At 65.0% G+C, this 15,122-nt stretch carries 13 protein-coding genes; 5 read left to right on the top strand and 8 right to left on the bottom strand.

Translation table 11 applies throughout. The features are described 5' to 3' along the window. Positions 1-28: 28 nt before the first annotated feature. The 7 genes from ACVWZ5_RS18970 to tkt form a co-directional block, all read right to left on the bottom strand. Positions 29-2,146 (bottom strand): putative bifunctional diguanylate cyclase/phosphodiesterase, encoded by a 2,118-nt coding sequence (locus tag ACVWZ5_RS18970; protein WP_062572633.1) that lies wholly within the window; start codon positions 2,144-2,146, stop codon positions 29-31. Positions 2,147-2,352: 206 nt separating this feature from the next. Then, on the bottom strand, positions 2,353-3,417 hold the full coding sequence (gene fba, locus ACVWZ5_RS18965) for a class II fructose-bisphosphate aldolase (protein WP_028688320.1): 1,065 nt from the start codon (positions 3,415-3,417) through the stop codon (positions 2,353-2,355). Positions 3,418-3,517: 100 nt separating this feature from the next. Next, a complete protein-coding gene (locus ACVWZ5_RS18960; protein ID WP_062572632.1) occupies positions 3,518-3,847 on the bottom strand; it encodes an MliC family protein in 330 nt (109 codons plus the stop codon). Between the two features lie 79 nt (positions 3,848-3,926). Then, positions 3,927-4,145, bottom strand: a complete 219-nt coding sequence (locus ACVWZ5_RS18955; RefSeq protein ID WP_050707230.1) for a hypothetical protein — start codon at positions 4,143-4,145, stop codon at positions 3,927-3,929. Positions 4,146-4,177: 32 nt separating this feature from the next. Further along, complete coding sequence (locus ACVWZ5_RS18950) at positions 4,178-5,341, bottom strand: phosphoglycerate kinase (RefSeq protein WP_062572631.1); 1,164 nt, start codon at positions 5,339-5,341, stop codon at positions 4,178-4,180. Between the two features lie 12 nt (positions 5,342-5,353). Further along, the gene (gene epd / locus ACVWZ5_RS18945; RefSeq protein WP_084943349.1) at positions 5,354-6,415 is read right to left on the bottom strand and encodes an erythrose-4-phosphate dehydrogenase; all 1,062 of its coding nucleotides are present in this window, start codon (positions 6,413-6,415) and stop codon (positions 5,354-5,356) included. 154 nt (positions 6,416-6,569) lie between these two features. Continuing rightward, the gene (gene tkt, locus ACVWZ5_RS18940; protein ID WP_062572630.1) at positions 6,570-8,567 is read right to left on the bottom strand and encodes a transketolase; all 1,998 of its coding nucleotides are present in this window, start codon (positions 8,565-8,567) and stop codon (positions 6,570-6,572) included. A gap of 321 nt (positions 8,568-8,888) precedes the next feature. On the opposite strand from tkt, the gene ACVWZ5_RS18935 reads away from it, so the two are divergent. The 4 genes from ACVWZ5_RS18935 (at position 8,889) to ACVWZ5_RS18920 (ending at position 13,363) form a co-directional block, all read left to right on the top strand. Beyond that, the gene (locus tag ACVWZ5_RS18935) at positions 8,889-9,881 is read left to right on the top strand and encodes an ArsR/SmtB family transcription factor (protein ID WP_062572629.1); all 993 of its coding nucleotides are present in this window, start codon (positions 8,889-8,891) and stop codon (positions 9,879-9,881) included. A gap of 19 nt (positions 9,882-9,900) precedes the next feature. Beyond that, a complete protein-coding gene (metK, locus tag ACVWZ5_RS18930; RefSeq protein ID WP_028688327.1) occupies positions 9,901-11,091 on the top strand; it encodes a methionine adenosyltransferase in 1,191 nt (396 codons plus the stop codon). 145 nt (positions 11,092-11,236) lie between these two features. Further along, the gene (ligB, locus tag ACVWZ5_RS18925; protein WP_084943353.1) at positions 11,237-12,907 is read left to right on the top strand and encodes an NAD-dependent DNA ligase LigB; all 1,671 of its coding nucleotides are present in this window, start codon (positions 11,237-11,239) and stop codon (positions 12,905-12,907) included. Positions 12,908-12,967: 60 nt separating this feature from the next. Continuing rightward, complete coding sequence (locus ACVWZ5_RS18920; protein WP_084943357.1) at positions 12,968-13,363, top strand: DUF1090 domain-containing protein; 396 nt, start codon at positions 12,968-12,970, stop codon at positions 13,361-13,363. A 31-nt stretch (positions 13,364-13,394) separates the two neighbouring features. On the opposite strand, the gene ACVWZ5_RS18915 is transcribed toward ACVWZ5_RS18920, so the two are convergent. Further along, a complete protein-coding gene (locus tag ACVWZ5_RS18915) occupies positions 13,395-13,841 on the bottom strand; it encodes a c-type cytochrome (protein WP_062572626.1) in 447 nt (148 codons plus the stop codon). A gap of 119 nt (positions 13,842-13,960) precedes the next feature. Here ACVWZ5_RS18915 and mltA point away from each other — a divergent pair, with 119 nt between their 5' ends. After that, positions 13,961-15,112: a murein transglycosylase A gene (gene mltA / locus ACVWZ5_RS18910; protein WP_062572625.1), complete on the top strand. Its 1,152-nt coding sequence runs from the start codon at positions 13,961-13,963 to the stop codon at positions 15,110-15,112. Positions 15,113-15,122 lie beyond the last annotated feature (10 nt).

Below are 15,122 nucleotides of genomic sequence, written 5' to 3'. Positions count from 1 at the left end.
CGGAACGGGAAGACGCGAGTTTAGCCAATCACGACGCCCATGGGAAAACCACCGGGAAGTTGCCAGCATCGCTGGCGGTCAGCGGACGGGCGACCAGGAATCCTTGCACGTAGGCGCAGCCGGCGTCCTTGAGCCATTCTGCCTGGGGCTGGGTCTCCACGCCCTCGGCGATCACCGTGATGTCGTAGGCCGCGCACAGGCCAATGACGCTGCGCACCAGCGCGATGTCCGCCGCCGAGTCCGGCAGCCGCGCAACCAGGTGGCGGTCAAGTTTGAGGGTGTCGATGGGCAGGTCGCGCAGCATGCGCAACGAGCAATCGCCGGCACCGAAGTCGTCCAGTGCCACGCGAATACCCAGCTCGCGCAGGCGGTGCACCTGCTTCACCGCCGCGTCGATGTTGTACATCAGCGACGTCTCGGCCACCTCCACCTCCAGCTGAGCGGGCTGCAGTTGGTGCTTGTCGATCACCTGGGCCAGTTCATCGACCAATCCAGGCATGGTGAACTGGGCACGGCTCAGGCTGATGCCCAGCACCAGCTGCGAACCGAAGCGCTCGCTCCAGGCATTGCGCTGCGCGGCGCCCTTGCGATAGATCCAGCTGGCCAGGCGGTTGATCAGCCGCGCCTCTTCCAACAAGGGAATGAACAGTCCGGGGGGCACATCGCCGACACTCGGGTGCTTCCAACGCAACAGCGCCTCGAAGCCGCGCAGCCGACCGTCGGCGAACGCCACCTGGGGCTGGTAGACCAGGCTGAAGTCGTTTTGCTCGATGGCCGTGCGCACGCTGTCCTCGAGCATCAGTCGCGAACGGGCGCGGCCATTGAGTTCCTGGTCGTAGAAACGGTACTGCTGGCGCCCGGCCTGCTTGGCCGCATACATTGCGGCATCGGCCGCCCGCAGCAGGCCTTCCACGTTGGCGCCGCAGTCCGGGTAGGTGGCGATGCCGATGCTCACCCCCAGGTTGACCTCCAGGCCGTCCACCTGCTGGAAGCTCGACATCCGCTCCAGCAGCTTCTCGGCATAGCGTCCGGCCTGCTCGGGGTATGGCAGTCCGTCGAACAACGCGGTGAACTCGTCACCGCCCATCCTGGCCAACAGTGCCTCGCTGCCCAGGCACTCCTTGAGCTGATCGGCCACCCAACGCAGGACCTTGTCGCCGGCCTCGTGGCCAAGCAGGTCGTTGATCCGCTTGAAGCCATCCAGGTCCATGTACATCAAGGCCTTGGCCTTGTCCGAGCGCTCGTTGCGCAGCAGCGCGCTCTCGGCGGCCTGGTAGAAGCCACGGCGGTTGAGCAGCCCGGTCAGCGGGTCGGTGACCGCCTGGTATTCGAGCTGCTGGTGCAGGTTGCGCACCACCGACATGTCCAGCACCGTCACCACCATTGCCTTCTGTTCGGCGGGCAGCGGCGCGCAGGACAGCGCCACCGGCACCAACTGGCCTGCGAGTGTACGCAGCTGGGCGTCATGCACGCGGAAGATCTGCCGGCCCAGGTAGGCCTGGTAGAAGTCCGACTCGTGCCACAGGTTGGCGCAGGGCAGCTGGATCAGGTCCAGCATGTGCGCGCCCTGCAACTTGTCCACCGGGGCATCGAGCAGGCGCGAGATGGCCGGGTTGGCGAAGCCGATGCAGCCCGACTCGTCCACCACCAGAATGCCCTCGGCGGCGTTCTCCAGGATCGAGGCATTGAAGGCCCGCGCCGATTCCAGTTCGCGGGTCAGGCGTTGCAGCATGCGCCGGTTGCGCTGCTGCTCCAACTGGGCCTGGACCTTGGGCTTGAGAATCTGCGGGTCGAAGGGTTTGAACAGGTAGTCCACAGCACCGCTGGCATAGCCTTTGAGCACCGCCGCCTCGGACTGTTCGTTGGCGGTGAGGAAGATGATCGGGGTCAGCCGCGTGCGTTGGCTGCCGCGCATCAGCCGGGCCACCTCGAAGCCGTCCATTTCGGGCATCTGCACGTCGAGCAGGACCAGGTCGACTTCGTGTTCGAGCAGGGTGCTCAGGGCTTCCATCCCTGAACTGGCGGTCAGTACCTGCCAATCCTGGCGGGACAGCAAGGCCCGCATGCTGATGAGGTTTTCCGGGTAGTCGTCTACGACCAGCAGCACCGAGCTGCTTTCCGGTGATTGTGAATAAGCGCCATCCATGCTGCTTCTCTTGGTAAGTCCAACTGCGACTTGTGATTGGATCCGATTATTACTCTAGACTCGGGCCCCGAAGACGCAATGCAGGCAGATGGCCATAAGCCATCTGAACCGATGTTAGCCGACTAACGGTATAAACGGTGGGCAGGCGACGTACGGGCACGAAAAAGCCCGCATCGCTGCGGGCTCCTTCGTTGAACGACGCCGGATCAGTTGATCTTGGCGGCCAGTTCACCTTTGGCGTAACGCTGGAACATGCCTTCGAGGGTGATCGGCTTGATCTTCGAAGCATTGCCGGCGGTGCCGAAGGCTTCGTAGCGGGCGATACACACGTCACGCATGGCCTTCACGGTCTCGGCGAAGAACTTGCGTGGGTCGAACTCGCTTGGGTGCGCAGCCATGTAGCGACGGATGGCACCGGTGGACGCCAGACGCAGGTCGGTATCGATGTTGACCTTGCGCACGCCGTACTTGATGCCTTCGACGATTTCCTCGACCGGCACGCCGTAGGTCTCTTTGATGTCACCACCGAACTCGTTGATGATCTTCAGCCATTCCTGCGGTACCGACGAGGAACCGTGCATCACCAGGTGGGTGTTGGGGATGCGCTTGTGGATTTCCTTGATGCGGTCGATCGCCAGGATGTCACCGGTGGGTGGCTTGGTGAACTTGTAGGCGCCGTGGCTGGTACCGATGGCGATGGCCAGGGCATCGACCTGGGTCTTCTTGACGAAGTCGGCGGCTTCTTCGGGGTCGGTCAGCATCTGGCTGTGGTCCAGGATGCCTTCTGCGCCCACGCCGTCTTCCTCGCCGGCCTGGCCGGTTTCCAGGCTGCCCAGGCAGCCCAGCTCACCTTCCACCGACACACCGCAGGCGTGGGCGAACGCCACGGTCTGCTGGGTGACGCGGACGTTGTAGTCGTAGTCGGACGGGGTCTTGCCGTCTTCCTTCAGCGAGCCGTCCATCATCACCGAGCTGAAGCCCAGCTGGATCGAGCGCTGGCACACGTCTGGGCTGGTGCCGTGATCCTGGTGCATGCACACCGGGATGTGCGGGAACTCTTCGATGGCGGCCAGGATCAGGTGACGCAGGAACGGGGCCCCTGCGTACTTGCGGGCGCCGGCCGAGGCCTGGACGATGACCGGAGAGTCGGTGGCGTCTGCGGCTTCCATGATGGCGCGCATCTGCTCGAGGTTGTTGACGTTGAAAGCCGGAACGCCGTAGCCGAACTCGGCGGCGTGGTCCAGCATCTGGCGCATGCTAATGAGTGCCATTGTGTATCTCTCTCCCGACAAGCGTCGTTTGTTTCATGCAAGCCTGCCGCAGGGGCGGTTGCTGTTCAAGTAGTGTGGGCCATCTACGTGGCCCGGCCAGTCACGGTGCCTTGCAGCCCCGCCCAATCAGATCGTTGGTCGCCACCCAGTACACCAGGCCTTCGTCACCTTTGGTGTGGAAGGCCAGCATGCCATCGCTGTACAGCGCACCGGAGGCACCCGGCTCGGCCTTGAGCCGATGGACTTGGTCGCCGCCGCCAAGACGGACATCGACTGTGTCCTGCTGCGCGTCGGCGAAGCGCCACAGCACTTCGGCCTGGCTGTCGCAAACCCAGCGGGTCCAGTTGTCCGCCGGGGCCTGTTGGGCCGGCTGCAGCAGCGAGCAGCCTGCCAGGATCGCCAGGGCCAGTGCGGCCAGAAGCACTTTCATCAAACTACTCCGCTGGGGGCTGCCCTGCAGCCCCGGTATTCAAGACCACGAAATCCTTGCCAGGTTGCCAACCACCCGATCAAGGGCAGCCCGGGGCCTTGCGCTGGTGTTCGTCGTCGTACTTTTCCAGGCCGTCCGGCCCCAGGCGCTTGTTGATCACCGGTGCCGTCTCCGCCTGCCACTGGGACTGGTAGCAACCGCCCTTGGGCGGCTGCGCCGGATCGGCCTCGCTGCCCTTGTTGCTGGAACAGGCGCCCAGCAACAAGGCCACGATCATCACAGGCAATTGCTTGACCATCAGGTCGCTCCCTTTGCCAGGCGCCTTCACGCTCAGGCCTTGGCCCGCTCTTCCAGGATTGCCACGGCAGGCAGGACCTTGCCCTCGACGAACTCGAGGAACGCGCCGCCACCGGTAGAAATGTAGGAGATATCGGCACCCACGCCATACTTGTCGATGGCCGCCAGGGTGTCGCCGCCACCGGCGATGGAGAACGCGGCGCTGTCGGCGATGGCCTTGGCCAGGACCTTGGTGCCGTTGCCGAACTGGTCGAACTCGAACACACCGACCGGACCGTTCCACAGGATAGTCTTCGAGGTCTTCAGCAACCCGGCGAACTGCTCGGCGGTCTTCGGACCGATGTCCAGGATCATGTCGTCGGCGGCCACGTCAGCGATCGCCTTGACGGTGGCTTCGGCGCTCTCGGCGAATTCCTTGGCGACCACCACGTCCACCGGCAGCGGTACGCTGACCTTGGCGGCGATGGCCTTGGCGGTCTCGACCAGGTCAGGCTCGTACAGCGATTTGCCGACCGGGTGACCGGCGGCGGCCAGGAAGGTGTTGGCAATGCCGCCACCGACGATCAGCTGGTCGCAGACCGCGCTCAGGCTGTTCAGCACGTCCAGCTTGGTCGACACCTTGGAACCGGCGACGATGGCGGCCATCGGTTTGGCCGGGGCCTTCAGGGCCTTGCCCAGGGCATCCAGCTCGGCGGCCAGCAGCGGGCCTGCGGCGGCGACCTTGGCGAACTTGGCGACGCCGTGGGTGGAGCCTTCGGCGCGGTGGGCGGTACCGAAGGCATCCATGACGAACACGTCGCACAGGGCGGCGTACTTCTGCGCCAACTCGTCGGCGTTCTTCTTCTCGCCCTTGTTGAAGCGCACGTTTTCGAACAGCACCAGGTCACCGGCCTGAACCTGAACGCCGTCGAGGTAATCGGCGACCAGCGGCACGTCACGGCCCAGGGCCTTGCTCAGGTAGTCGGCAACCGGCTTGAGGCTGTTCTCGGCAGAGAACTCGCCTTCGGTCGGGCGGCCCAGGTGCGAGCAGACCATCACCGCCGCGCCCTTCTCCAGGGCCAGCTTGATGGTCGGCAGCGCTGCCAGGATACGCGCGTCGCTGGCTACCACACCGTCCTTCACAGGGACGTTGAGGTCTTCGCGAATCAGTACGCGCTTACCTTGCAGGTCGAGGTCGGTCATCTTCAACACGGTCATGAATGCAGTCCTTCAGGGCTGTTTGCTGCGGGTTGGGTGTACGACGTGCAGATAATGTTCGGCAACGTCGAGCATACGGTTGGCAAACCCCCATTCGTTGTCGAACCAGGCCAGCAGGTTCACCAGGCGGGGGCCTGAGACGCGGGTCTGGCTGGCATCGACGATGGCCGAATGCGGGTCATGGTTGAAATCACAGCTGGCGTGGGGCAGCTCGGTGTAGGCCAGCAAGCCTTTCAGCGGGCCATCCAGGGCAGCCTCGCGCAGCACCCGGTTGACTTCCTCGGCGCTGGTATCGCGGGAAGTCTGCAGGGTGATGTCCAGGCATGAGACGTTGACGGTCGGCACGCGTACCGCTTTGGCCTGGATTCGCCCGGCAAGTTCCGGCAGCAGGCGTTCGATACCCCGGGCCAGGCCGGTGGACACCGGAATCACCGACTGGAATGCCGAACGGGTGCGACGCAGGTCTTCGTGATGGTAGGCGTCGATCACCGGCTGATCGTTCATCGCCGAGTGGATGGTGGTGATCTGCACGTATTCGATGCCAAAGGCTTGGTCCAGCACGCGCAGCAGCGGCACGCCGCAGTTGGTGGTGCAGGAGGCGTTGGACACCAGCAGTTCGCTGCCGGTCAGGCAATCCTGGTTGACCCCGTAGACCACCGTGGCGTCGATGTCCGCCTCGCTGGCCATGGGCTGGGAAAACAGCACCCGTGGCGCGCCGGCATCGAGGAAGCGCTGGCCGTCGGCACGGGTGTGGTAGGCGCCGGAGCACTCCAGCACCAGGTCGATGTCCAGGGCGGCCCAGTCGATGCCTTCCGGGGTAGCGCTGCGCAGCACTTTCACGCAGTCGCCGTTGATATGCAGACAGTCGCCGTCGACCTTCACCTCGCCGGGGAAACGCCCGTGGGTGGAGTCGAAGCGCGTCAGGTATTCCAGACTGTCCTGGTCGGCCAGGTCGTTCAGCGCGACGATCTCGAAACCGGCCTTCGCCCCCCGCTCGAACAGTGCGCGCAGGACACAGCGGCCGATGCGGCCGTAACCGTTGAGTGCAACTTTGTAGGGACGCGGGTGGGGCATTCGATGGCTCGCTAACGCATGATGGCTTTGGGGGCCGCGTTGCGGCCCATCGCGACGCAAGGCCGCTCCTACAGGGTACGGTGTACGCCATGCCTTGTAGGAGCGGCCTTGTGTCGCGAAACGAGGGCAACGCCCTCGCCTCGCACAGTCTGAATCAGTCTTCCAGCAGCTCTTCGGCGGTGCCCAGGATGTTGTCCAGGGTGAAGCCGAATTCCTCGAACAGCGCACTGGCCGGAGCCGACTCGCCGTAGGTGGTCATGCCGATCACGCGGCCTTCGAGGCCGACGTACTTGTACCAGAAGTCAGCGTGAGCGGCTTCGATGGCGATCCGCGCGCCAACTTCCAGCGGCAGTACCGACTGCTTGTACGCGGCATCCTGGGCGTCGAACACGCTGGTGCTCGGCATCGACACGACACGGACCTTGCGGCCTTCGGCGGTCAGCTTGTCGAAGGCTTGAACGGCCAGGCCGACTTCGGAGCCGGTGGCGATCAGGATCAGCTCAGGCTCGCCGGCGCAGTCCTTGAGCACGTAACCGCCACGGGCGATATCGGCGATCTGCTGGGCGTCGCGGGTCTGGTGCTGCAGGTTCTGGCGCGAGAAGATCAGCGCCGACGGGCCGTCCTTGCGCTCCAGGGCATGCTTCCAGGACACGGCGGATTCCACCGCGTCGGCCGGGCGCCAGGTGTCCAGGTTCGGCGTGCTGCGCAGGCTGGTCAGCTGTTCAATCGGCTGGTGGGTCGGGCCGTCTTCACCCAGGCCGATGGAGTCGTGGGTGTAGACGTGGATCACGCGCTGCTTCATCAGGGCCGACATGCGCACGGCGTTGCGGGCGTACTCCATGAACATCAGGAAGGTGGCGCCGTAGGGCACCAGGCCGCCGTGCAGGGCGACGCCGTTCATGATGGCGGTCATGCCGAACTCGCGCACGCCGTAGAACACGTAGTTGCCGCTGGCATCGTTGGCTTCGACGCCCTTGCAGCCTTTCCACAGGGTCAGGTTGGAGCCGGCGAGGTCGGCCGAGCCACCGAGGAACTCGGGCAGCAGCGGGCCGAAGGCGTTCAGGGTGTTCTGGCTGGCCTTGCGGCTGGCGATGGTCTCGCCCTTGGCGGCAACTTCGTTGATGTAGGCCTGGGCCTTCTCGGAGAAGTCGGCTGGCAGGTCGCCTGCGGCGCGGCGCTTGAACTCGGCGGCCAGCTCAGGGTAGGCCTTGGCGTAGGCGTCGAAACGCTGGTTCCATTCGGCCTCGACCTTGGCGCCGGCTTCCTTGGCATCCCATTCGGCGTAGATGTCGGCAGGGATTTCAAATGGGCCGTGGTTCCAGTTCAGTTCCTTGCGCGCCAGGGCGATTTCGTCGTTGCCCAGCGGTGCGCCGTGGCAGTCTTCCTTGCCCTGCTTGTTCGGCGAGCCGAAGCCGATGATGGTCTTGCAGCAGATCAGGGTCGGACGGTCGCTCTTGCGCGCGGTCTCGATGGCGGTCTTGATCTCGTCGGCGTCGTGGCCGTTGACGTTGCGGATCACCAGCCAGTTGTAGGCCTCGAAGCGCGCCGGGGTGTTGTCGGTGAACCAGCCATGGACTTCACCGTCGATGGAGATGCCGTTGTCGTCGTAGAAGGCGATCAGCTTGTTCAGACCCAGGGTGCCGGCCAGCGAGGCGACTTCATGGGAGATGCCTTCCATCATGCAGCCATCGCCGAGGAACACGTAGGTGTTGTGGTCGACGATGTCGTGGCCTTCACGGTTGAACTGGGCGGCCAGCACTTTTTCCGCCAGGGCGAAGCCCACGGCGTTGGCGATACCCTGGCCAAGTGGACCGGTGGTGGTCTCGACGCCTGGGGTATAGCCGAATTCCGGGTGGCCCGGAGTGCGGCTGTGTAGCTGGCGGAAAGCCTTGAGGTCGTCGATGGTGACGTCGTAGCCGGTCAGGTGCAGCAGCGAGTAGATCAGCATCGAGCCGTGCCCGTTGGACAGCACGAAGCGGTCACGGTCGGCGAAGCTTGGGTTGCTCGGGTTGTGTTTCAGGTAGTCGCGCCACAGCACTTCGGCGATATCCGCCATGCCCATGGGGGCACCTGGGTGGCCGCTGTTGGCCTTTTGCACGGCATCCATGCTGAGGGCACGAATGGCGTTGGCACGTTCACGACGGCTGGGCATCGCTGAGTCTCCTGAGGCTTGAAATAGGTGGTGAAGCGAAAAAGACGACCATTTTCGCCCACAGGGGGGGCCGGGGGCAATGACGGATGGTCGCAGTCGGGCTTTTTTCCTGTGATTGGTTGGCAAAAGAGCAGAAAAGCGGGGTTGTGGGAGCCTGCCCCCGCGATGGCGTCAGCCCTGGCCCATCCCATGTCTGATCTGACGCCATCGCGGGGCAAAGCACTCCCACGAGGAATCCCTGGAAGCCACTGATCAGGCAATATCAAAACTTTTTGATATTGCTATTGCGACGACAGCATCCCCTGTCTAGACTCCCGCCCCATGAACTTCAATGCGCCCGTCACCCCACAACGCAGCGACGAGCTGGCCGCCCTGTGCAAGGCCGGCGGCGACCCTCTGCGCCTGAACGTGCTGCGCGCATTGGCCAACGACTCGTTCGGCGTGCTGGAATTGGCACAGATCTTCGACATCGGCCAGTCGGGCATGAGCCATCACCTGAAGGTGCTGGCCCAGGCCGAGCTGGTGGCGACCCGCCGCGAAGGAAACGCGATCTTCTACCGCCGCGCCCTGCCCGACAGCCAGCGCCTGGGCGGTCGCCTGCATTCGGCGCTGCTCGAGGAGGTCGATGACCTCGCCCTGCCTCAAGCGGTGCAGGCCCGCATCGCCCAGGTCCAGCAGCGTCGCGCCGCCACCAGCCAGGATTTCTTCCTGCGCGTGGAAGAGAAGTTCCGCGCCCAGCAGGACCTGATCGCCGGCCTGCCACAGTACCGTGAAAGCCTGCTGGCGCTGCTCGACAAGCTGAGCTTCGAGGCCGGTGCCAGCGCCCTGGAGGTCGGCCCCGGCGACGGCGGTTTCCTGCCCGACCTGGCCAGGCGCTTCGAGCAGGTCACAGCCATGGACAACAGTCCGACCATGCTCGAGCTGGCCCGCCAGGTATGCGAGCGCCACGCACTGAACAACGTCAACCTGCAGTTGGCCGATGCACTGGGTGCAACGGATGTGGAAGCTGACTGCGTTGTGCTGAACATGGTCCTGCACCATTTCAGCGACCCGGCCCAGGCCCTGCGCCTGCTGGCCAGACGGGTGAAAGCGGGCGGCAGCCTGCTGGTCACCGAGCTGTGCAGCCACGACCAGGGGTGGGCCCGCGAAGCCTGCGGCGACCTGTGGCTTGGCTTCGAGCAGGACGACCTGGCCCGTTGGGCCAACGCGGCAGGGCTGGCCCCAGGGGACAGCCTCTACGTGGGCTTGCGTAACGGTTTCCAGATCCAGGTCCGGCATTTCCAGCGGGCCACTGGCGACATACATCATCGGTAAATTTCAGGAACCCATCGAGATGAGCGAATACTCCCTTTTCACCTCCGAGTCCGTGTCCGAAGGGCATCCGGACAAGATTGCCGACCAGATCTCCGACGCGGTGCTGGACGCCATCATCGCCCAGGACAAGTACGCCCGCGTGGCCTGCGAAACCCTGGTCAAGACCGGTGTCGCCATCATCGCCGGTGAAGTCACCACCTCGGCCTGGGTCGACCTGGAAGACCTGGTGCGCAAGGTCATCATCGACATCGGCTACAACAGCTCCGACGTCGGCTTCGACGGCGCCACCTGCGCCGTGATGAACATCATCGGCAAACAGTCGGTGGATATCGCCCAGGGCGTCGACCGCTCCAAGCCGGAAGACCAGGGCGCCGGCGACCAGGGCCTGATGTTCGGCTACGCCAGCAACGAGACCGAAGTGCTGATGCCTGCACCGATCTGCTTCTCGCACCGCCTTGTCGAGCGCCAGGCCGAAGCGCGCAAGTCCGGCCTGCTGCCTTGGCTGCGCCCGGATGCCAAGTCGCAGGTCACCTGCCGTTACGAAAACGGCAAGGTAGTGGGCATCGATGCCGTCGTCCTGTCGACCCAGCACAACCCTGAGGTGTCACAGAAAGACCTGCAGGAAGCGGTGATGGAGTTGATCGTCAAGCACACCCTGCCGGCCGAGCTGCTGCACAAGGGCACGCAGTACCACATCAACCCGACCGGCAACTTCATCATCGGTGGCCCGGTGGGCGACTGCGGCCTGACCGGCCGCAAGATCATCGTAGACTCCTACGGCGGCATGGCCCGCCACGGTGGCGGCGCGTTCTCCGGCAAGGACCCGTCCAAGGTCGACCGGTCTGCAGCCTATGCCGGCCGCTACGTGGCCAAGAACATCGTCGCCGCCGGTCTGGCCGAGCGCTGCGAGATCCAGGTGTCCTACGCCATCGGCGTGGCCCAGCCGACCTCCATTTCGATCAACACCTTCGGCACCGGCAAGGTTTCCGACGACAAGATCATCCAGCTGGTGCGCGAATGCTTCGACCTGCGTCCTTACGCCATCACCACCATGCTCGACCTGCTGCACCCGATGTACCAGGAGACCGCGGCCTACGGCCACTTCGGCCGTACTCCGCAGCAGAAAACCGTCGGCGACGACACGTTCACCACCTTCACTTGGGAGCGCACCGACCGCGCCGCCGCCCTGCGCGACGCAGCTGGCCTGTAAACCTCCTACAGCAGTAACGGAAAGCCCCTGCCGAGTGATCGGCAGGGGCTTTTTCGTGACATATCGGCTGACAAATCCCCGCCGCTACCCACACCGTCACCCGCCTAGGCTGAGGGCACTTCCCCGCCTCGCAAGGATGCCGGCCATGCCATTGCTGCTGATCTTCATTGCACTGCTGTTGCACCACCCCGTCGCCCAGGCAAGCACCTGCCCGACCTGGGACACGGCGCAGGCCGAGGCCGAGGTCGCCCGGCTGCGCGCCACCCTCGCCCACTGGGACGAGCAGTACCACGGCCAGGGTGTCGCCCTGGTGACCGACGAACTCTACGATCAAAGCCGCCAGCACCTGCTGGAGCTTCAAGCCTGCTTTGGCCTCTCCCACGACGAAGCTCCACTGGCCAGCGCACGCGGCACAGCCCCCCACCCGATACCTCACACCGGCGTCGGCAAGCTCGCCGACGAGCAGGCCGTGTCCCGATGGCTGCAAGGCAAACGCAATGTCTGGATGCAGCCGAAGGTCGATGGCGTCGCGGTTTCGCTGATCTACCGCCAGGGCCAGCTGACAAGCCTGCTCAGCCGTGGCGATGGAACACTGGGCCACGATTGGAGCCGACACATCCCCTTGCTGAGCGGCATCGTGCAGCAACTTTCCCAACCGCTGGACGCGGTGTTCCAAGGCGAGCTGTACTGGCGCCTGGACAACCATGTGCAGGCCGAGGCAGGCAGCGTCAATGCCCGCGGCACCGTCGCCGGGATGCTGGCACGCACGCGGATGACCGAAGAGCAGGGCGCAGGCATCGGACTGTTCGTCTGGGACTGGCCACACGGCCCGGATAACCAGGCCGAGCGCCTGGCACGCCTGGCAGCACTGGGCTTCACCGACAGCCAGCGCCTGAGCGTGGCCATCGATGGCTTTGCCGAAGCAGCGCGCTGGCGCCAGCACTGGTACCACTCGCCCCTGCCCTTCGCCACCGACGGCGTGATCCTGCGCCAGGACAGTCGCCCGGCGGCGCAGCGCTGGCGCGCCCAGGCGCCCTATTGGATCGCTGCCTGGAAATACCCCTTCACCCAGGCGCTGGCGCAGGTCAGGGATGTGCAGTTTCGAATCGGCCGGACCGGGCGCATCACACCCTTGCTCGTATTGCAGCCGGTGACCCTGGACGACCGCCGGATAAGCCAGCTCAGCCTCGGCTCGCTGGCGCGCTGGAAGCAGCTGGATATCCGCCCGGGTGACCAGGTAGCGATCAGCCTGGCCGGCATGACCATCCCACGCCTGCAAAGCGTGGTGCATCGTGCCGCTCGACGCCCCATCGTGCAGGCTCCGGATCCGGCGACCTACCACACCTTCAGCTGCTGGCAGGCACTCGAGGGATGCCAGCAGCAGTTCATCGCCCGCCTCGCCTGGTTGAGCGGCAAGCAGGGCCTCGACCTGCCAGGGCTGGGGGCCGAAACCTGGAAACGCCTTGTCGAAAGTGGCCATATCGTGCAGTTATCCGATTGGCTGAGCCTCGATCAGAAACAGCTGTTCGAGGTACCGGGGATCGCCGAGGCACGAGCCAGGCAATTGCATGCGGCTTTCGCCCAGGCCCGCCGACAGCCCTTCCAGCGTTGGCTGCGAGGCCTCGGCATACCCGCGCCGTCCGGCCTGCAACTGGGCCCCGACTGGCCCACACTGGCCTCCAGAAACATCGAGCAATGGCTTGCCGAACCTGGCGTCGGGCCGGGTCGGGCCGAGCAACTGCAAGCCTTTTTCGCCCACGAGCAGGTCCAGGAACTTGTCCGAAACTTGCGCTCCCATGCAATCGAGGGTTTCTAATTTGCGCGGATCAGGGCAGCATTTCGCTTTCTGCTGCCCAGCCTCGAATGGAGCCCCCCGATGAAACTGCTTTCGTCCATCGCCCTGTCCACCCTGCTCGGCTTCGCCGCCAGCCCGCTGCTGGCCGCCCCAGAGCAGCCGCGACTGACCGGTTGCGCGGCCAAGCGCCAGGCCCTCAGCGAACAGATTGAACAAGCCCGCGCCCATGGCAACAGCGACCAGCAGGCGGGGCTGGAAAAAGCCTTGAGCGAAGTCACTGAACACTGCACCGATGCCGGCCTGCGCAAGGAGCGCGAGCAGAAGGTGCTCGACGCCCGCCACGAAGTGTACAAGCGCACCAAGGAACTGGACGAGGCCATGAAGAAGGGCGACGCGGAGAAGATCAACAAGCGCAAGGACAAACTGGCCGAGGCGAAGAAGGAGCTGCAGGAGGCCCTGGACGAGCTCGAACGCTAACCAGATAGCCCCCACAAGAGCCCCTCTCGGCTCAGTGATTGCGAAACTCGTTATGACAGGCCTTGCACGCCGCCTCGACCTTGTCCATCGGCGCCTTCACCTGGGCCGCGTCCAGTGGCTGGGTACGGGTGACCGCGACCAGCTCGCCAGTGACGCCCTCCAGTTGTCGGGCCAGGTCCTGGAACCGCGCCTGACGCTCCCAGACCTCGGCCCGCGCGCTGCTATCACCCTCGTCACGCGCCTGCGGGAAGTGCTGCCACGGCTCATGGGCCAGGGTATCCAGCTTCACCGCGCCCTCGGCGAACTTCCCGCCATCGAAGGGCAACCGCCCGCGCAGCATGCCGCCCATGTCTTCGCTGGTCTTGAGCATCTGCTTGAAGATCGCCTTGCGCTGGCCCAGCGGCGAGTTGGGGTCGACGCCGTCACAGGCGCTCAGGGCAAGTGCGGCGAGCAGTACTACGGTCAATCGCTTGAACATCACGGTCTCTTCGGCCAGGAAAACGGGCGGCCAGTATCGCCGCCCCGGGGGCAAAGACCAATAGCCACACAGAAAACAGGGGTGAACCTTCATGCTTTTCCCCACACAGGATCGACAACATGAAATCTGCATTGCGCCATCTCGCCTGGGCACTGCCCGCCCTGGCGCTCCTGGCCGGCTGCAATGGCGGTGAAAGCGTCAAGCCCGAACCCCACGCCATCGCCACCTACGTACCAGCTACTTTCAAGGATCTGCCCCAGGTCAGCGACGACGACCTGTTGGCCGGCTTCTACGCCTGGCGCAATGGCTGCGAGAAGCTCAGGCGCGACCCGGTGTGGTCCGCCACCTGCGAAGCAGCCGGCTCGGCAACGGCGAATGCCGCCCAGGTGCGCACCTTCCTCGAACAGAATCTGCAGGTCTATGCCCTGCGTTCCGCGCAGAACAGCGCCAACGGCCTGATCACCGGTTACTACGAGCCGGTCTACCCCGGCAGCCTGGCCCGCACCGACAGCGCGCATGTCCCGGTATATGGGGTGCCCGAGGACATGATCGTGGTCGACCTGGCCAGCGTGTACCCCGAGCTCAAGGGCAAACGCCTGCGCGGGCGCCTTGAAGGACGGGTGCTCAAACCCTACGACACCGCCGAGGTGATCAACCGCGACGGCGCCAAGGCGCCGGTGCTGGCCTGGCTGACCGACCCGATGGACCTGCAATTCCTGCAGATTCAAGGCTCCGGCCGTATCCAGCTGGAGAACGGCCGCCAGTTGCGCCTGGGCTACGCCGACCAGAACGGCCACCCGTACCGCCCGATCGGACGCTGGCTGGTGGAACAGGGACAGCTGCCGAAAGAGGAGGTGACCATGGGCAGCATCCACGCCTGGGCCCAGGCCAACCCGCAGCGCGTGCCCGAGCTGCTGGCCAGCAACCCGAGCTACGTGTTCTTCAGTACCCGCCCGGACAGCAACGAGGGGCCGCGCGGCTCGCTCAACGTGCCGCTGACCGCGGGCTACAGCGTGGCGATCGACCGCAAGGTAATCCCCCTGGGCAGCCTGCTGTGGCTCTCCACCACCCGCCCGGACGGCAGCCCGGTGGTGCGCCCGGTCGGCGCCCAGGACACCGGCGGCGCCATCACCGGCGAAGTGCGTGCGGACCTGTTCTGGGGCACCGGCCACGAGGCCGGCGAGCTGGCGGGGAACATGAAGCAGCAGGGACAGATCTGGATGCTGTGGCCCAAGGGCCAGCCTTTGCCTGAAGTGCCGAAAGTACCCTGACAGACGCTAT

The sequence above is a fragment of the Pseudomonas sp. TE6283 genome, from assembly GCF_054060555.1.
The sequence above is the reverse complement of the archived record's forward strand: the minus strand, read 5'-3'. Positions and strand labels throughout refer to the sequence as shown.